Source organism: Photobacterium sp. DNB22_13_2, from assembly GCF_052873915.1.
This window is the reverse complement of record NZ_JBNNXU010000023.1, coordinates 40833-59016: the sequence shown is the minus strand read 5'-3', so window position 1 is coordinate 59016 and position 18184 is coordinate 40833. Positions and strand designations below refer to the sequence as shown.

16 protein-coding genes are annotated in these 18184 nt (G+C 50.1%); 7 read left to right on the top strand and 9 right to left on the bottom strand.

Translation table 11 applies throughout. The features are described 5' to 3' along the window. Positions 1-61 precede the first annotated feature (61 nt). On the top strand, positions 62-703 hold the full coding sequence (locus ACVA58_RS23755; protein WP_446512767.1) for a DUF2959 domain-containing protein: 642 nt from the start codon (positions 62-64) through the stop codon (positions 701-703). Positions 704-714: 11 nt separating this feature from the next. Here ACVA58_RS23755 and ACVA58_RS23750 read toward each other — a convergent pair whose 3' ends face one another. Together ACVA58_RS23750 and typA are read right to left on the bottom strand one after the other, a co-directional pair. Beyond that, the gene (locus ACVA58_RS23750) at positions 715-1251 is read right to left on the bottom strand and encodes an AAA family ATPase (RefSeq protein WP_446512766.1); all 537 of its coding nucleotides are present in this window, start codon (positions 1249-1251) and stop codon (positions 715-717) included. 91 nt (positions 1252-1342) lie between these two features. Next, positions 1343-3172 (bottom strand): translational GTPase TypA, encoded by a 1830-nt coding sequence (gene typA, locus ACVA58_RS23745; protein ID WP_446512765.1) that lies wholly within the window; start codon positions 3170-3172, stop codon positions 1343-1345. Between the two features lie 484 nt (positions 3173-3656). Here typA and glnA point away from each other — a divergent pair, with 484 nt between their 5' ends. The 5 genes from glnA to ACVA58_RS23720 all read left to right on the top strand — a co-directional run bounded on the left by glnA (position 3657) and on the right by ACVA58_RS23720 (position 8745). Then, on the top strand, positions 3657-5066 hold the full coding sequence (gene glnA, locus ACVA58_RS23740; protein WP_446512764.1) for a glutamate--ammonia ligase: 1410 nt from the start codon (positions 3657-3659) through the stop codon (positions 5064-5066). 122 nt (positions 5067-5188) lie between these two features. Then, the gene (locus tag ACVA58_RS23735) at positions 5189-5737 is read left to right on the top strand and encodes a DUF4124 domain-containing protein (protein WP_446512763.1); all 549 of its coding nucleotides are present in this window, start codon (positions 5189-5191) and stop codon (positions 5735-5737) included. A 120-nt stretch (positions 5738-5857) separates the two neighbouring features. Then, positions 5858-6907 carry a nitrogen regulation protein NR(II) gene (gene glnL / locus ACVA58_RS23730; RefSeq protein ID WP_446512762.1) on the top strand — a complete coding sequence of 350 codons (1050 nt, stop codon included), beginning with the start codon at positions 5858-5860 and terminating at the stop codon, positions 6905-6907. A gap of 10 nt (positions 6908-6917) precedes the next feature. Beyond that, a complete protein-coding gene (glnG, locus tag ACVA58_RS23725) occupies positions 6918-8333 on the top strand; it encodes a nitrogen regulation protein NR(I) (RefSeq protein WP_446512761.1) in 1416 nt (471 codons plus the stop codon). Positions 8334-8616: 283 nt separating this feature from the next. After that, complete coding sequence (locus ACVA58_RS23720) at positions 8617-8745, top strand: hypothetical protein (protein ID WP_255041626.1); 129 nt, start codon at positions 8617-8619, stop codon at positions 8743-8745. A 90-nt stretch (positions 8746-8835) separates the two neighbouring features. Here ACVA58_RS23720 and hemN read toward each other — a convergent pair whose 3' ends face one another. From hemN to ACVA58_RS23695, 5 genes are all read right to left on the bottom strand, one after another. Beyond that, entirely contained in the window at positions 8836-10209 is a 1374-nt protein-coding gene (hemN, locus tag ACVA58_RS23715) for an oxygen-independent coproporphyrinogen III oxidase (RefSeq protein ID WP_446512760.1), read from the bottom strand. 151 nt (positions 10210-10360) lie between these two features. Beyond that, entirely contained in the window at positions 10361-10837 is a 477-nt protein-coding gene (locus tag ACVA58_RS23710) for a DUF2489 domain-containing protein (RefSeq protein ID WP_446512794.1), read from the bottom strand. 12 nt (positions 10838-10849) lie between these two features. Next, positions 10850-11389 carry a Der GTPase-activating protein YihI gene (gene yihI / locus ACVA58_RS23705; protein WP_446512759.1) on the bottom strand — a complete coding sequence of 180 codons (540 nt, stop codon included), beginning with the start codon at positions 11387-11389 and terminating at the stop codon, positions 10850-10852. Then, positions 11389-12030 (bottom strand): class I SAM-dependent methyltransferase, encoded by a 642-nt coding sequence (locus ACVA58_RS23700; RefSeq protein WP_446512758.1) that lies wholly within the window; start codon positions 12028-12030, stop codon positions 11389-11391. Before ACVA58_RS23700 ends, yihI begins: the two co-directional genes overlap by 1 nt. 873 nt (positions 12031-12903) lie before the next feature. Beyond that, on the bottom strand, positions 12904-13521 hold the full coding sequence (locus tag ACVA58_RS23695) for a c-type cytochrome (protein WP_446512757.1): 618 nt from the start codon (positions 13519-13521) through the stop codon (positions 12904-12906). Between the two features lie 158 nt (positions 13522-13679). Here ACVA58_RS23695 and yihA point away from each other — a divergent pair, with 158 nt between their 5' ends. Further along, positions 13680-14336 (top strand): ribosome biogenesis GTP-binding protein YihA/YsxC, encoded by a 657-nt coding sequence (yihA, locus tag ACVA58_RS23690; protein ID WP_446512756.1) that lies wholly within the window; start codon positions 13680-13682, stop codon positions 14334-14336. A gap of 732 nt (positions 14337-15068) precedes the next feature. On the opposite strand, the gene ACVA58_RS23685 is transcribed toward yihA, so the two are convergent. Beyond that, positions 15069-15116 carry a hypothetical protein gene (locus ACVA58_RS23685; protein WP_438616993.1) on the bottom strand — a complete coding sequence of 16 codons (48 nt, stop codon included), beginning with the start codon at positions 15114-15116 and terminating at the stop codon, positions 15069-15071. A gap of 188 nt (positions 15117-15304) precedes the next feature. Then, entirely contained in the window at positions 15305-18076 is a 2772-nt protein-coding gene (gene polA, locus ACVA58_RS23680; RefSeq protein ID WP_446512755.1) for a DNA polymerase I, read from the bottom strand. Positions 18077-18184 lie beyond the last annotated feature (108 nt).

The following is an 18184-nucleotide window of genomic DNA, read 5'->3' as shown; positions in this document are numbered from 1 at the left end:
ATGTCATTATTTGCTTGTATTCACAGTCACTTTTCACATATTAGGACACATGGAGTCAACTATGCCCTACCTGCTTGCGATCCTTCTCAGCGTCACCGCCCTGACCGGTTGCCAAAGTGCCTATTACTCTGCCATGGAACAAGTCGGCGTTCACAAACGCGACATCATGGTCGATCGGGTTGAGGATGCCAACGACGCCCAACAAGACGCACAACAACAATTTACCAGTGCACTCGATGCGGTGAAGGCACTCAACCAATTTGACGGCGGCGATCTGGAGAGCGCCTACAACGAAGTCAACGATCAGTACGAGGCCAGCGATGATGCTGCCGAGAAAGTACGTGAACGCATCGCAGCCATTGAAGATGTCGCCGACGCCCTGTTTGCTGAATGGCAAGATGAACTGTCCCTGTATAACAACAGCAACCTACGTCGAGACAGCGAGTCCAAGCTCAATTCAACCAAGGCCTCATATCAGCGTATGCTCAGTGCTATGCATCGCGCCGAGCAGAAAATGGATCCGGTACTGGATACCCTACGGGATAACACCCTGTACTTAAAGCATAACCTCAATGCGGCTGCAATTGGTTCTCTACAGGGAGAATTTCAGTCACTGCAACGAGATATCCAGCGGGCGATCTCCGACATGGAAGCGGCTATCGCCGAGTCCGAACGCTTTATCTCCCAGTTGCAGCGTAGTTAACACGCTTGCTACTAAGGTTTGTACTGCTTAAGCTGGGCCAGTAACCAACTGGCCCGCTCTTCAATTTTGTCCCACGGCACATCAACTACTTCGTAGCCAAGATCACGGTAAGTCGAAACCAATTGGGCGTGGATTTTTCCTGCCTCAACAAAGCTGTGCGGCCGCTCATCATCCTGTACATAGATATCAGCATGCGGGGCACAGACAAAAACAATCGGAAAATACCCTTTAGCCATCGTCCGGTAGTGCTCGTCAACCACCTCGCCACCAATGGTCAGGTAAGCACAAATATCGCCGATCGCTCTATCGACAAATGCCGGCATAGTCCCTCGCTGGGCCTGCTCGCGTTGATTGCTCATCATCTCAAGGCACAGCGCAGCAAAGCGCGGTAAATCGGTCCAGGGGAGAGCCCCATCAGGCAAAGCGGCCTGCTCGCGGATCAGGCTACGGGAGACTTCAGGGAAAGTCATATACCCCCGCCGTGCCAGCGTATCCAGCAGCGAGGTTTTCCCGGCTCCCGGTCCCCCGGTAATAATTATGGGCTGCATAGTCTGTTCTTCTTTTTTTGTAGGGCCAGATACAACAATCCCCCCATGGTAGCACCGATGGGGGGATTGATTAACGGCAATCAGCTAGCAATTATTTTGCTGTACGGCTTGCACGCTTACGTTCGTTTTCAGTAAGTAGTTTCTTACGGATACGAATGCTTTCTGGTGTTACTTCTACTAGCTCATCTTCATCAATGAACTCTAGCGCTTGCTCAAGTGTGTGCTTGATTGGTGGCGAAAGCACCTGCGCTTCATCAGTACCAGACGCACGTACGTTTGTCAGCTGCTTACCTTTCAGACAGTTTACAGTCAGATCGTTAGAACGGTTATGAATACCGATAACCTGGCCTTCGTAAACTTCGTCGGCGTGCTCAGCAAACAGACGACCACGCTCTTGCAGGTTAAACAACGCATAAGTTAGCGCTTTACCTGTTGCGTTCGAAATAAGAACACCGTTGTTACGCTGACCAATAATGCCACCTTTATGTGGACCATAGTGATCAAACGTGTGGTACATAAGACCAGAACCTGAAGTCAATGTCAGGAATTCCGTTTGGAAACCGATGAGGCCACGAGAAGGCATCATGAAGTCCATACGTACACGGCCTTTACCATCTGGAGACATATCAGTCAGCTCACCTTTACGCAGGCCGATGTTCTCCATGATTCCACCTTGGTGCTCTTCTAGCACGTCGATAGTCACAGTTTCGTATGGTTCCATCAGCTGACCATCTTCTTCTTTGATGATAACTTCTGGACGTGATACTGCTAGCTCAAAACCTTCACGGCGCATGTTTTCGATCAGGATAGACAGGTGAAGTTCACCACGGCCTGAAACACGGAAACGATCTGGGTTATCAGTTTCTTCAACGCGAAGTGCAACGTTGTGTACCAATTCTTTCTGTAGGCGCTCAAGGATGTTACGCGAAGTAACGAACTTACCTTCTTTACCCGCGAACGGAGAGGTGTTGACCTGGAAAGTCATGGTTACAGTTGGCTCATCAACAGACAGAGCAGGCAGAGCCTCAACCGCGTTCACATCACAGATAGTGTCAGAGATTTTCAGTTCACCAAGACCTGTGATTGCAATGATGTCGCCCGCCGTTGCTTTTTCAACTTCGTGACGCTCAAGGCCTAGGTAACCAAGTACTGTACCTACTTTACCGTTACGAGTCTTACCGTCAGCACCCACAATAGTAACCTGCTGGTTAGGTACTACTGAGCCACGCGTTACACGAGCAACACCGATAACACCCACGTAAGAGCTGTAGTCAAGCTGAGAGATTTGCATCTGTAGGCTGCCATCAACGTCAACACTTGGGGCGTCAACCGTATCAACAACCGCTTGGAACAATGGCTCCATGTTCTCGCCAACTTCGCCTTCATCCATTGTTGCCCAGCCATTAAGAGCTGAAGCATAAACAGTCGTGAAGTCTAGCTGCTCATCTGTTGCACCAAGGTTGTCGAACAGGTCGAATACTTGATCCATAACCCACTCAGGACGTGCGCCCGGACGGTCGATTTTGTTGATAACAACGATAGGCTTAAGGCCGTGGGCAAACGCTTTCTGAGTTACGAAACGCGTCTGAGGCATAGGGCCGTCAACAGCATCAACAATCAGTAGTACAGAGTCAACCATCGACATGATACGCTCAACTTCACCACCGAAGTCGGCGTGTCCTGGGGTATCTACGATGTTGATACGGTAATCATTCCAGTTAATCGCTGTGTTCTTAGCAAGAATGGTAATACCACGCTCTTTTTCGATGTCGTTGGAATCCATTACGCGTTCTTCAACTTCACCGCGAGACTCTAACGTGCCAGACTGCTGAAGCAGTTTGTCAACCAGGGTGGTTTTACCGTGGTCAACGTGCGCAATAATTGCGATATTTCTTAATTTATCGATCTGTGGATTAGACATGGATTCACATTCACTCAGAACATGCAGCGACCGGATGGCGCTACTTGGTTAAAAAAACGGCTCATAATCTAACAGATTTTACTCCAAAACCCACGTAATATGTGATTTATATCACCGCCTTTTTCATTCTGCCTGCTTTATTCATGCTTTTTGCTACATCGCTGGCCGCCAAAGCCCCCTTACAAATGCCTTTTCGATCCATTTTTCCCTGGCAAGCCAATTGACAATATGTCGCGCTGGGCTAATGTAGATACGCGCACCATTAAAGGGATAACAGGCTCAAATGCACCATAACGGTGCAACCACTCCCTATAATGGTGCAAACAAAGGACGAATTCAGCCCGGAATACTTGCCAAGTGCGCTATTTTGGGGCTTTTAAAAGTTGGCACAGTTATCGCATTGTATTTTAGCAATAGAGCGAAATACGCTCGTTTCTAATTTATTGCGGCCTGATGCCCAATCTAACACCGGAGGTTATTCAAGATGTCAGTAGAAAACGTACTTGCGCTGATCCAGGAAAACGAAGTTAAGTTTGTTGACCTACGCTTTACCGATACCAAAGGTAAAGAGCAGCACATCTCTATCCCATCCCACCAGATCGATGCTGACTTCTTTGAAGAAGGCAAAATGTTCGATGGCTCTTCTGTTGCAGGTTGGAAAGGTATCAATGAATCAGACATGGTGATGATGCCGGATGCAGCTAGCGCGGTACTTGACCCATTCACAGAGGATGCAACACTGAACATCCGCTGTGACATCCTTGAGCCAGCAACAATGCAAGGTTACGATCGTGACCCTCGCTCTATCGCTAAGCGTGCAGAAGACTTTATGCGCGCAACAGGCCTTGCTGATAACGTACTTGTTGGTCCTGAGCCAGAGTTCTTCCTATTTGATGACGTGAAGTTCAACACTGACATGTCAGGCTCTTTCTTCAAGATCGATGACGTAGAAGCGGCATGGAATACAGGCTCAGATTTCGATGGCGGTAACAAAGGCCACCGTCCTGGCGTGAAAGGTGGTTATTTCCCAGTAGCACCGGTTGATTCATCGCAAGACATTCGTTCTGCAATGTGTTTAATCATGGAAGAAATGGGCCTAGTTGTTGAAGCTCACCACCATGAAGTAGCGACTGCGGGTCAGAATGAGATCGCAACACGCTTCAACACCCTAACGACGAAAGCTGATGAAATCCAAGTGTACAAGTACGTTGTTCACAACGTAGCACACGCATTTGGTAAGACAGCAACCTTCATGCCTAAGCCACTAGTTGGTGATAACGGCAGCGGTATGCACGTTCACATGTCTCTAGCAAAAGATGGTCAAAACCTGTTTGCGGGTGACAAATACGGCGGCCTTTCTGAGATGGCGCTTTACTACATCGGCGGTATCATCAAGCACGCACGTGCAATCAACGCCTTTGCTAACCCAGCAACAAACTCGTACAAGCGTCTAGTTCCTGGCTTTGAAGCACCAGTAATGCTGGCTTACTCTGCACGTAACCGTTCAGCGTCAATCCGTATCCCAGTGGTACCAAGCCCGAAAGCACGTCGTATCGAAGTACGTTTTGGTGACCCAGCAGCGAACCCATACCTAGCATTCGCAGCAATGCTGATGGCAGGCCTAGATGGTATCCAGAACAAGATTCACCCAGGTGAAGCAATGGATAAAGACTTGTACGACCTACCAGCAGAAGAAGCAGCTGAAATCCCAACAGTTGCTGAATCGCTACAGGGCGCACTACAAGCTCTTAACGAAGATCGTGAGTTCCTAACTTCTGGCGGTGTATTCTCTGACGACTTCATCGATTCTTACATCGAGCTAAAGTCTCAAGATGTTGCGAAAGTAAACATGACAACGCACCCACTAGAGTTCGAACTGTACTACTCAGTTTAAGTAACTGATAAAGCAATCGACATAATAGACTTAGGCCAGCTTCACAAGCTGGCCTTTTTGATCTTGCTCGCTATCAGCCCCAATGCCAACAATGAGGGATCACCCACCGTCTGATAACAAACATGTACAGAGCATCCCGCTTGCTAACAGCACTACTGTTAATCTCCACTACCGCAGTCGCCAGCGGCATCTATACCTGGCAAGATGAAAACGGTATCACCCACTTTTCCGACCAGCCCCACCCCGGCGCATCAATGATAAGTATCCAGTCCCCCCAAGAATCAACGGCTCCCCAACCTCTCGTCGCTGAAACAGCCCCCGACACTGAGCAACCAAACGAGTCGGCCCTGCCGGCCGCAAGCATCCAGCTGACCAGTCCGTCCGATCAACAAACCGTACGCGACAACCAGGGCAACCTGATCGTCATGGCCTCAGTGAACCGCAAACTCAACCAAGGCCACAGCACGCGGTTGCGCCTCGATGGTGAAATCTACGGCCGCCCGCAGGCCCAACTAATTTGGCCTCTCACCAATATTGACCGCGGCAGTCATACCCTGCAGGTAGAATTACTAAAACACGGCAAGGTTATTGCATCATCTGAAGAAATAACTGTCTTCTTGCACCGTGCCCGTATCAATCAGCGTCCGGCACCGCTCCCAGTGCCCAAATAACAGGCGCTCGCCATTTTTTCGTTCACGATACCAGACAGACAGGCTACACTTGATTGCACCAATATGGTGCATTGGCAGTTCGATGCACCATGATGAATTGCACCAACAAGGATGGTAACTGTGACGGCTGACTTTTCTTCCCTGATCCTAGACAACCAAGTCACGGCAATCGTATTACTCGATGAGTCGCTGACCATACGCTACGTCAATCCGGCAGCCGAACAACTGCTGTCGTTCAGCAAGCGCCGACTCAACAATACTTGCTTCCCAGATCTGCTCCAGCACACGTCGCTAGATCTGGGCCTTATTTCCGACACCCTACAAAGTGGGCAAGGATTGGCAGATAGCGATGTCACTTTTGTCATCGACGGTCGCCACCATACCCTTGAGCTCAATGCCAGCCCGCTATCATGGCAGCGCGAGTTATTGATATTGCTCGAACTCAAACCGATTGACCAGCAACGCCGGATCAGCCAAGAGCTCAGCCAACATGCCCAACAGCAAGCAGCTAAGGAATTAGTACGCGGGTTAGCCCATGAAATCAAAAACCCGCTGGGTGGCTTACGCGGTGCTGCCCAGTTGCTGGAAAAAACCTTGCCTGATCCGAGTTACACCGAATACACCCAGATGATCATCGAACAGGCCGACCGACTACGAAATCTGGTCGATCGCCTACTGGGACCGCAGCGTCCCGGCAACCGCCAGCAAGACAATATTCACGTGGTACTGGAAAAAGTCCGCCAGCTGATCAGCATTGATTGCGGCGAGAATATCCACCTGCACCGCGATTATGATCCCAGCCTGCCAGATTTCACCATGGATGCCGACCAACTCGAACAAGCCATTCTCAATATTGTCAGCAATGCCTCATTAGCGCTCAAGCAACACGGCGGCGGCAATATAACCCTCAAGACCCGTACCGCCCACCAGACACTGATCCACGGCAAGCGCTACCGGGTTGCCGCCAAAATCGACATCACCGACGATGGCCCCGGGATCCCGAGTGATATCCAGGACACCCTGTTCTACCCCATGATCACCGGGCGCGAGGGGGGAACAGGGCTAGGGCTGTCAATCGCACAGAACCTAGTCGACCAGCACCAAGGTAAGATTGAAGTCGTAAGTTGGCCAGGCCATACCAAATTCACCCTGTATTTACCGATTATGTAGAGGATTCACCATGAGCAAAGGACTAATTTGGGTCGTTGATGACGACAGCTCGATCCGCTGGGTGCTGGAGCGAACCCTCAATGCAGCCGGATTGAAGTGTGAAACCTTCGCCAATGCCGACAGCGTGGTTGAAGCACTGGAGCGTAGCGTACCCGATGTGCTGGTGTCTGATATCCGCATGCCTGGCATGGATGGGTTTGGTTTACTTAAAGTGCTACAGGCAGACTACCCAACCCTGCCAGTCATCATCATGACCGCCCATTCCGATCTCGATGCCGCTGTGAATGCCTATCAGGAAGGGGCCTTCGAGTATCTGCCCAAGCCGTTTGATATCGATGAGGCCGTGACCCTTGTCGAACGTGCCGTGACCCATAGCCAGGAACAGAAGCGCCAACAGCAACCAGAAACAGTTGAAAAAAACGCCCCAGAAATTATCGGTGAAGCCCCGGCCATGCAGGAGGTATTTCGCGCCATAGGCCGCTTGTCTCGCTCATCAATATCGGTGCTGATCAATGGTGAGTCCGGTACCGGTAAAGAACTGGTTGCCCATGCGTTGCACCGCCACAGCCCACGCAGCCACAAGGAATTCATAGCCCTCAACATGGCTGCCATTCCTAAAGATTTGATTGAATCGGAATTGTTCGGCCACGAAAAAGGTGCCTTTACCGGTGCCAACAGTGTCCGCCAAGGTCGATTCGAACAGGCCAACGGCGGCACTTTGTTTCTTGATGAGATCGGGGACATGCCGCTGGATATCCAAACCCGATTGCTACGAGTACTGGCAGACGGCCAGTTCTACCGGGTCGGTGGCCATTCACCGGTGAATGTCGACGTTCGGATCATTGCCGCGACCCACCAGAACCTCGAAAGGCTGGTTACCGCAGGAGAGTTCCGCGAAGATTTGTTTCACCGCCTCAATGTCATCCGGGTCCACCTCCCCGCGCTCAAAGACCGCCGTCAGGATATTCCACAGCTGACCCGCCACTTCCTGATACGTGCCTCTGACGAACTCGGAGTCGAGGTCAAAACCCTACACCCGGATACCGAAGAGGCGTTAACGATGCTGGACTGGCCGGGCAATGTCCGTCAACTGGAAAATACCTGTCGTTGGCTCACAGTGATGGCCAGTGGCAAAGAAATCCTACCTGCCGATCTGCCACCGGAGCTAATAGCCCCGAGCGAGCCGGAAGCCAGCGAAGGCGGCCTCTTGCACTGGCATAATGCTTTGGAGAAATGGGCCTTCGACAACCTTCGCCAAGGGCACCAAAACCTGCTCGGTGAAGCACTGCCAGAGTTTGAAAAAATACTGCTCGAAGCCGCTCTGGAGCACACCCATGGCCATAAACAGGAAGCTGCGCGATTACTGGGCTGGGGCCGTAACACCCTGACTCGCAAACTCAAAGAGCTCAATGTCGTGACTGACTGATCCTTCACAACTTTCTTGCGGAAAGAAATTCAACAACACCAGAGTTTCTTTCCGCATCAACAATTTGCCCCTGCGACTACCTACACCCGCATGTGAAAGCCGTCGAAACTAAAGCTAGACCGCAGCATGGCGAGAACGATAAGGTGCAAATAATTTGTCGTTACTGGTTGTTTTTTGACCTAACCCCATTCCATCTTCGTTCATTTTGCGTACAATACCCCCGGTTTCAGCCATCACTGAAACCACACCACACAACACTAAAAAACACAGTTGGATCCCCACCATGCTGGAAAGTCTATTTTCATTCAGCGTGGCAATGCCTGCTGTCAGTGAAATCGCAGCCAATGGCCCTGGTCATTTTGCTGCCGGTATCCTGGCACTGATTGCCGCGGTGAACATGTTTCACGGCTAATCCTTGAGTTAGCCAATACCAAAAAGCCCCCGAGCCATAACGGCTCGAGGGCTTTTTGTTTATCTGTACCATGCAGCAGCAGACAGAGGGTTAAATCACCCGCGAAAACTGTTGCTGACGAGCACGGTGGCGCAAATACTTATCAAAGCACATGCAAATATTTCGGATCAACAAGCGACCTTTCAGCGCGACATCAATCGCGGTATCACTCACCTCAACCAGACCATCATTGATAAAGGTCTGTAGCAATTCGATATCTTCAGCAAAGTAGCTATCAAAGTCGATCTCAAACTGTTGCTCGATCGCTGTTTTATCAAGGTGGAAGTTACAAATCAGCGACTTGATCACTTCACGGCGCAATAAGTCATCGGCATCCAGCGAAACCCCTTTCCAGAGCGCCTCACTTTTTTCATCAACACTGGCGTAATACTGCTTGAGCTCTTTCTGATTCTGGGCGTAGCAATTACCAATCATCGAAATCGCCGATACCCCAAGACCAAGCAGATCAGTATCTCCCTGGGTGGTATACCCTTGGAAATTACGGTGCAAGATACCTTCACGCTGGGCCAACGCCAACTCATCTTCCGGCAGGGCAAAGTGATCCATACCAATAAATTGGTAACCGGCACCAGTCAGAGTCGCAATGGTCTGCTGCAAAATCGTCAGCTTCTCATTGGCCTGCGGCAAGTCCGCATCTTTGATCTTACGCTGGGCGGCAAACAGTGTCGGCATGTGGGCGTAGTTGAAAATCGACAAACGGCCTGGGCGCATAGTCAGCACCTGATCGAGTGTTTGGGCAAACAGATCCGGGGTCTGCTTTGGTAGGCCATAGATCAAATCCAGGTTGGTCGAACGGAAACCCAATTCGCGGGCACGCTCTACCATGGCAAAAATAAACGCTTCATCCTGCTCACGATTAACCAGTTTCTGTACTTCTTTATTGAAGTCCTGCACCCCGATGCTAAGTCGGTTGAAGCCTTCGCTACGCAGGTGGTCAAGCATATCAAGCTCGATTTCACGCGGGTCGACCTCAATGCTGATCTCAGCATCGGGGGTAAACGTGAATTGTTCGCGCAACAAGCCCATTAGGCGGCTCACCTGCGGCTTGGTCAGGAACGTCGGTGTACCACCGCCCCAGTGAAGCTGACTAACGGTTCGCTCGCCCAATAACGTCGAGCGCTGGCGAATTTCCTGCTCCAATGCATCAAGGTACTGATCGGCCTTGTGCTGGTGACGGGTGATGATCTTGTTACAGCCACAGTAATAGCACAGCTTGTGGCAGAACGGGATGTGAACATACAGCGACAGTTTACGCTCAGGATACTGGGCGCACGCCATGTCAAATTCCGCTGGCGTAAACGCTTCGTGAAATTCAAGCGCTGTTGGGTATGAGGTATAACGCGGCCCCGAATAGTTATATTTTTCGATTAAGGCCTGATCCCAAATAATTTGCTCATTTGACATGACTTACTTCCACTAAATTAGAGGGGGAGAGAATATTGATCACCGAGTGTGACACAACTTTATAAAGATGTAGATAGAAGATAACTAAACTGCTATCCCGATCAGTATTCCCCTGTCTCTGAGTATAGACAGGGGAAAACAGGAACCAAAATCAGACAGTTGGCTTGGCAGCCAAAATCAGATCTAGCTCAGACTTGATAGTTTCAACCAAGCGAGCTTCGGCCTTCATTCGGATCAAATCCAGCTGCATGCGCTCTTGCTTGGCCAGGGTCTTGCGCGCATCACCGCGCGGCATGTCCTTCACCACTTGGTAAAGCTCATGCATGGCCGGATACTGGTTGGAAAAATCCACCCGATGATCACCTTGCAGTACTTCCATCAGCTTGTATAAGCGGATGGAAATTTCCGACATATCACATTCGTCCTGCTTGCCGGCAGCGGCAATGATCAACACGCTTTCCATGATATTGGCATTGCGTTGCTTGATCCCTTCCTCCTGCTGACGCTGAGCGCGAGCGAGAAATGCCTTATGGCGCAGGGTCTGCTGGTAGAGCTTAAACAACAAATAGCCGGCATAGCTTGCCAATACCGTCACAATCAAGCCGGCCAGTCCTAGCCACAATGTCATATCCTGCAAGGGTTACTCCTTGTCTAAACCGTCAAAATCCATGTTTTCAAACTGATCAAGCAGGTCATCATCTGAACGAGGGCCTCGAGGGGTCTCGACTTCGTCCATTTCCGGCTCGTCTTCTTCCAATAGGCCGAGCTGGTTCATCAGCTGTTCGATACGATCAAGCTTCTGGTCAACTTGCTTCTGCAAGCCTGCACCCAGTTTTTCACCGGCTTCAATACGGTCAAGCAATACCATCAGCTGGGCATCATTTTCCAGCATTTGTAGCTCTTGCTCAGCGCTCATGCGGCGTTGTTGCTTGGTCATCGGCTTTTTCGGTTCAACAACCAAAGGGATCGCCTTCTTGCTGCCGTGGCGCGGATCTTTACGCTGCGCGGCCTTGCGTGCATCATCAGGCGACACCATCGAGTGGCGGCTGCCTGACTTCAGGCCCTTGCGCTTACGATCTTTCTTGCGTTGTAGGCCATCGACATCATTCTGGGTACGGGTCTTAATGGTGACTACCTGATCGGATGATCCGGTAGCACGGCTTCTTTTTTTACGGGTCATTACTGGGTTTTCCTCAGCAAAATTACATCATTCCCAACAAACTCAACGTCCAAGCCATCTCTTTGGGCTAAATATTGGAACGTCTCGCGGCTAAAAAAGCTCACATGCGTTGGGTCGTTCTTGTAATGCCATTGCGCAAAGGCATCTGCATCTTTTGCTAGTTTGGTCATCAAGCCCAGCCAACCACCGGGTTTTACCATACCAACCAGCTGCCCCCACTCCTTCGCAGGCGTATAAAAGTGTTCTATTGCCTCGGTACAGGTCACAAAGTCATATTGCGTGTCCAGCACCTCTGGCTTATGGGCAAAATACGGGTCATAAATTGCCATCTTGTGGCCCGCTTCTGCCAACATCAGCGATAAGGTCGGGCCGGGGCCACAACCAAAATCCAGGCCATCAAGCGATTTGCCGCCAAGTCGCTCCCTCAGTGGATCGGCAAGCCGGGCCAGAAAGCGCCGGTAACCCAAGTCTTCCGGGTTATTCTCATGCAAATCATAGTGCGCTTTTTCTTCCTCTGGCGACAATCTCGACTCGGGATCAGCAAAAATTAATGCGCACTCACCACAGCGGACATACTGCCGACGCCGATCTTCAAAAAACAGCGCAGTGCTTTGGCTATGGCACAGCGGACAAGGGCTCATCTTCGCTCTCCGATTAAATCTCTCGCACAGGGCATTGCCACGGTGCTCAATGAAGCCGGGTATCATAGCAGATTTGATGGAGAAATGTGCACTACTAAGGAGGGGGAGGCCTGTGCCTAAAAAAGAAAAAAGCGACAGGTTATTCAACCTGTCGCCATGTGGGGTCGCCATTGCTGGCTATATCCTGTCTAGTCTGTCCGTAACCAGTTATGTAACATCCCGGTCTGACAATATCCTTTTGTTATTGTTGCTTCCGTGCCAACTTGTTGTTCTTCATCATCCTGATGTGTTTTTTCCGTCCCTGAACAGTTATCCCTGTTTATGCGGCTATCCTTAACCGGCTGTGTCCATCAGCATGCTGCCATCTGGCAACCAGTTCACCATCCGTGTGTGCATCCCGTCCCTAGAATACTGCTTCCTATGTTGTGTTTTCTTTTCCGTAAGCGTCTTTCCTGACAGTCCTTACCACATCTTGCGGCCTACCCGGCTCCTTGCCGGACATCCTGTATTCCTTCGGGCGCCCTGCCCATGCCGTCACTGGCGCTTTCCATTCCTGTGCCAACTCCCTGTCGACAAGGAATACTTTACGCCAAACCTGTCTTGAAACAATGTCCCCAACACCGGCTACTTGGTTGTAACTTTATTTCAGCGCTCACAAGACCCTGTTTTACCTTAGCTTTAAGGTAATGACTATTAACAACTTCATCAACATCGACCAAAACGAATAGTCGATCTCTCACAAGCCACCCAGTCATTTACGTTTTACCTTTATAAAGCTGTTATTTTCTTGCAGATGCCACCTTTTCCAGCAATAAAAAAGGCAGCCGAAGCTGCCTTTTATCACCACCACTGGAAGTCTGGCTGAATGAAAATTTAGTGCAAACCGCCGACGTACTGCGACAAGGCGGTAATTTCGTCATCTGTCAGCTTCGCGGCCACCGCGCGCATCATGGCATTCATATCATTGCCACGCTGACCGTCGCGAAATTTCTCCAGCTGTAGCTTGACGTATTCGCCATTCTGCCCGGAGATTTTAGGGAAACCAGACAGGCTGGTACCATTACCCCGAGGACCGTGACAAGCCGTACATGCGGTCACGCCACGCTCGGCATCGCCAAAGCGGTATAGGGTCTGGCCAAGTTCAATCGATGACTCGGTTGTGGTGTTATCAGAGATAGGCAGCGAAGCGTAGTAAGAGGCGAGATCCGCCATATCCTGCTCGGTCAATGGCATTGCCATACCGCCCATCACAGGATCGTTACGTCCTTGGGCACCACCGGTACTCATGGCAAGCTTAAAATCTTTAAGCTGTTTTTCGAGATAACCCGAATGCTGCCCGGCAATCTTCGGGTATTGCGCCATAATCCCATTACCGTCTGCACCATGGCAGGCGGCACATGTTGCGGCTTTTGCTTTTCCGGCTTCTGCATCTCCCTGGGCCCAGGCTGAGCAACTGGCCAGCAGAGTCAATATCAGTGCTAATTTCTTCATGACATTCCGTTTATAATTATAGAGCTTCCAGTACCACAAGTAATGCTCAGTAACATGGTATACAATGCGACCACTAACCGAGCTCGGTTCTCATACATTTTACACAATTTCACATAAAAGTAATCAGTCGACTACATCAAGACTTGACGGAGTTAACAGTGAATCAACCTCTCAACTATAGAAACACAGGATTTATCACAAGTGCGCCTACAATCCGACACTTGCCGAACGACACAGGCGTTGAGATCGCATTTGCTGGCCGCTCCAATGCAGGTAAGTCAAGTGCCCTAAACCGCATCACCGACCAAAAAAGCCTAGCCCGTACCTCTAAAACGCCCGGACGTACCCAATTGATCAATATGTTCGAGGTGATCCCCGGCTGTAACCTGATTGACCTTCCGGGATATGGCTACGCCCAGGTTCCGCTGGAAATGAAGTTAAAGTGGCAGGAGTCACTGGGAGAATACCTGCAAAAGCGCGAGTGCCTGCAGGGCCTAGTCGTGCTGATGGACATCCGCCACCCGCTCAAGGATCTTGATCAACAGATGATCATGTGGGCGATCGAAAGCCGCCTTCCTGTGCTGGTTCTACTCACCAAAGCTGACAAGCTCAAGAGCGGTGCCCGCAAACAACAGCTAATGAAGGTACGCGACAGCGTCAAGACATTCGGTGGCGACGTACAGGTCGAAGCCTTCTCGTCACTCAAGGGGATAGGTGTTGACCAGGTCCGCCGTAAACTCGATGAATGGTTTGCCCCTGAGCTAGAGCGCCAAATGGCGATGCTCGAAGAAGACGAAGCGCAAGACGAAGAGTAACGGCTTGCCAGACAACACGAAAGCTCCCGCCTGGGAGCTTTTTTTTTGCCAGTGCTCGCAGTACAAATCTCGCGGGGCCCAGACATAAAAATACCCCACCAGCAAGGCGGGGCAATGGGAGAGAAATAGGAGGTTTTTATATTTGTCCAGAAAGCATCAGTGATTTCCCCCACCAACGCAAGTTTTTTCTCCCATAATTGTGTATCCGGCAACACTCAACCACAGGTTACATCTTGGTTTCCAGAGGATAACTATCAGTTTTAAGCGGTTGATGAGTAATAGTAGGAAAAGATGTTTTTTAGCAAGAAAAAAGAGTGCTAAAGCTCAATAGCAACATCCCAAAATGGAATAAAATTACAGTTTCAAGGTATGACGGATAAAAAAAAGCCACCCCAAATCCAGGATGGCGATTTCATGTATTTGTTGGCTAGCCGACTTGGAGCCCACTACCGAAAACAAATATGAACAAGAAGCAAACAAGATTATAGCGATCTGCAAAACCAAATTAAAGTAATTACTCTAAAAATTAATAAAGAAAAATTCTTCATACGGAGTAAACACTGGAAACAAAACCTTCCAGTACAGTTATTCGGTATCTAAATAGATGAGATGACAACCAATCAGCGCCAATACGATCAAAATGTAAACGGAAGTATTCGAAGGAATTTGGAGGAATGGATTTTTCGGCGCCACAATAAAAAACGCCCTGGCCAAATGACCAGGGCGGCTGAATCAGCCAAATCCAATAACGTGAAACAAAAGGTCTGAAAGATAGAACATCTTACCTCTGTACCCTACGCCTCTAACTGTATATCAATTGCTCAGTATTGAAAAGTGTTTTTGTAGTTTTTTTTCAAGAATCTCGTAAGTAATTTCTAATATTCGTAATTCATTGAGCGAATAATTTAAGCAAAAAAATAGCCAGCTATGCTGGCTATTTTCATACGATTATAGGCTCTCTGACTAATTTAGTGCGCCTGATCCCAGTTATCACCAATACCGGCGTCTGCAATCAGTGGGACTGCCAATTCAGCTGCCATTTCCATCAAGCGGCGAACTTCAGCAGAGACGTTATCGACCTCCGACTCTTGTACTTCAAATACAAGTTCGTCATGTACTTGCATTAGCAAACGTACTTGGCCTTCAGGCTGCTGGCCAACCCACTCATCCACTAACACCATCGCACGTTTGATAATATCAGCGGCAGTTCCCTGCATCGGGGCGTTGATCGCTGCACGCTCAGCTGCCTTGCGGCGCATACCGTTGCGCGACTTGATATCAGGCAGATGCAAACGACGCCCGAACAAGGTTTCCACAAACCCCTGCTCACTGGCTTGGTTACGGGTGCTTTCCATATATTCGAGCACACCAGGGTATCGCTCGAAATACACATTCATATATTCCTGAGCTTCGTTACGCCCCATATCCAGCTGCTTAGCCAGCCCAAATGCACTCATGCCATAGATCAAGCCGAAGTTAATCGCCTTCGCGCGGCGGCGTTGCTCGGTAGATACCGACTCCAGCGGGATCCCCAAGATCTCAGCAGCCGTCGCGGCATGGATATCCTTGCCATGGCGGAAGGCATCCAACAAGGCCTGATCACCCGACAGGTGGGCCATAATACGCAATTCGATTTGCGAGTAGTCGACAGCCAGTACCTTGTAGCCGGTTGGTGCAATGAAGGCCTGGCGAATACGGCGCCCTTCCTCATTACGTACCGGGATGTTCTGCAAGTTTGGATCGCTCGATGACAGACGACCCGTCGCAGTCACGGCCTGATGGTAGGAAGTATGGACGCGGCCTGTAGCCGGGTTCACCATCTTCGGCAGCTTGTCGGTATAGGTCGACTTCAGCTTCGCCAGGCTACGGTATTCCAAGATCAGCTTAGGCAGCGGATAATCCAATGCCAGCTCTTGCAGCACTTCTTCATTGGTCGAAGGCGTACCAGAAGGCGTTTTCTTCAGCACCGGTAGACCCATTTTTTCAAACAGAATGGCTTGCAACTGCTTTGGCGAGCTCAAGTTGAACTCATCACCCGCGATCTCGTAAGCCTGCTTCTCCAGCTCATCAAGGCGGACGGCGATCTCGGTAGACTGTGCGCCAAGCTGCATGCTATCAATCAGCACACCGGTACGCTCTATACGCGATAATACCGGCACCAATGGCATTTCAATCTCTTCAAACACCGACTTGAGCTTTTCATCGGCATTCACTTTTTCAACCAGCAGATTATGCAGACGCAGCGTAATATCTGCATCCTCTGCCGCGTAAGGACCGGCTTGCTCTAAATCAATCTGATTGAAAGTCAGCTGCTTCTTGCCCTTCCCGGCAATGTCTTCAAAGCTAATGGCTTTGTGCTCAAGGTAGCGCAGCGACAGGCTATCCATGTCATGGCGGCCAACCACACTGTTGAACACGTAAGACTCCAGCATGGTGTCAAAGCGGATCCCCTGCATGTCAATACCATAGCGAGCGAGGATACTGGCATCAAACTTGAGGTTCTGGCCCACCTTGGCACGCTCTGGATCTTCCAGTAACGGCTTAAGCTGAGCTAGCACCCAATCACGGTCAAGCTGAGTTGGTGCATCAAGGTAATCATGGGCAACTGGCACATAAGCCGCTTTGCCTTCTTCGACTGCGAACGACACACCAATCAAGTTAGCCGTCATATAATCGAGGCCATCGGTTTCAGTATCAAACGCAACGACTTCAGCCGAATTCAGTTTTTCCAGCCACTGAATAAACGCTGCTTCATCCAATACGGTTTCATAACCACTGCGGTCAATCACCGGTGCCACCGGTTTATTGTCAACTGCAGACGCCGACGCTTTTTCATCAGCAACAATACGGCCGTCACTGCCGTCGAGCATTTCCGACAACCAGCGACGGAACTGCAACTGACCAAACAATTTGGTGAGTTCATCGGTATCCGGCGTGCTTTTCACCAGTTGCTCTGGGGTCACATCAAGCTCAACATCTAGCTTGATAGTCGCCAATTCGTAGGACAGATACGCTGCTTCTTTATTATCCTGCAATTTTTTCGGCATGGTTTTCGAACCACGAAAGCCCAGCGGCGGGATATCATCTAGATTGGCGTACAGGGCATCCAAACCACCGATCCCCGTCAACAGAGCCTTGGCCGTCTTCTCACCAACGCCCGGGACACCCGGAATGTTATCGACCTTGTCTCCCATCAGGGCCAGGTAGTCGATGATCAACTCAGGACCAATACCAAACTTATCAACAACCCCGGCCGGATCCATCACCACATCCGTCATGGTGTTGATCAGGGTAACGTTCTGATCAACCAGTTGAGCCATATCTTTATCACCGGTACTGATCAAGACCGGCATACCGGCTTTTGATGCCTGGCTGGCCAAGGTACCAATCACGTCGTCGGCCTCAACCCCGGAGATCGAAATCAGCGGTAAGCCCATGGCTTTGATTACCGCGTTGAGGGGCTCGATCTGGCTACGCAGATCATCCGGCATCGGCGGACGGTTGGCCTTATATTCCGGATACATGTCATCACGGAATGTTTTTCCTTTCGCATCAAAGATAACGGCAATGTGCTCAGTGGAAAACTGGCGCATCATACTGCGCAGCATATTTACCACACCATAGACAGCACCGGTTGGTTCACCGTCTGAATTAGTGAAGTTAGGCGCAGCATGGTAGGCACGATAAAGATAAGATGATCCATCAATCAGAATAAGTGGATTTTCTGGGATAGTTGCCATAAAGATAGTCTTATATCCGGGGGATGAAAGAGTGAGGACCCTAGGATGCCATGACTACCTTCAACTGTTAACTGCTGTTTTCCAATACCAGCCCTGCATCTGTGGATA

Bases quoted from the DNA above. Each gene is read 5' to 3' on its own strand.
- ACVA58_RS23755 (WP_446512767.1), top strand. From the start codon at position 62: ATGCCCTACCTGCTTGCGATCCTTCTCAGCGTCACCGCCCTGACCGGT.
- ACVA58_RS23750 (WP_446512766.1), bottom strand. From the start codon at position 1,251: ATGCAGCCCATAATTATTACCGGGGGACCGGGAGCCGGGAAAACCTCG.
- typA (WP_446512765.1), bottom strand. From the start codon at position 3,172: ATGTCTAATCCACAGATCGATAAATTAAGAAATATCGCAATTATTGCG.
- glnA (WP_446512764.1), top strand. From the start codon at position 3,657: ATGTCAGTAGAAAACGTACTTGCGCTGATCCAGGAAAACGAAGTTAAG.
- ACVA58_RS23735 (WP_446512763.1), top strand. From the start codon at position 5,189: ATGTACAGAGCATCCCGCTTGCTAACAGCACTACTGTTAATCTCCACT.
- glnG (WP_446512761.1), top strand. From the start codon at position 6,918: ATGAGCAAAGGACTAATTTGGGTCGTTGATGACGACAGCTCGATCCGC.
- ACVA58_RS23720 (WP_255041626.1), top strand. From the start codon at position 8,617: ATGCTGGAAAGTCTATTTTCATTCAGCGTGGCAATGCCTGCTGTCAGT.
- hemN (WP_446512760.1), bottom strand. From the start codon at position 10,209: ATGTCAAATGAGCAAATTATTTGGGATCAGGCCTTAATCGAAAAATAT.
- ACVA58_RS23710 (WP_446512794.1), bottom strand. From the start codon at position 10,837: ATGACATTGTGGCTAGGACTGGCCGGCTTGATTGTGACGGTATTGGCA.
- yihI (WP_446512759.1), bottom strand. From the start codon at position 11,389: ATGACCCGTAAAAAAAGAAGCCGTGCTACCGGATCATCCGATCAGGTA.
- ACVA58_RS23700 (WP_446512758.1), bottom strand. From the start codon at position 12,030: ATGAGCCCTTGTCCGCTGTGCCATAGCCAAAGCACTGCGCTGTTTTTT.
- ACVA58_RS23695 (WP_446512757.1), bottom strand. From the start codon at position 13,521: ATGAAGAAATTAGCACTGATATTGACTCTGCTGGCCAGTTGCTCAGCC.
- polA (WP_446512755.1), bottom strand. From the start codon at position 18,076: ATGGCAACTATCCCAGAAAATCCACTTATTCTGATTGATGGATCATCT.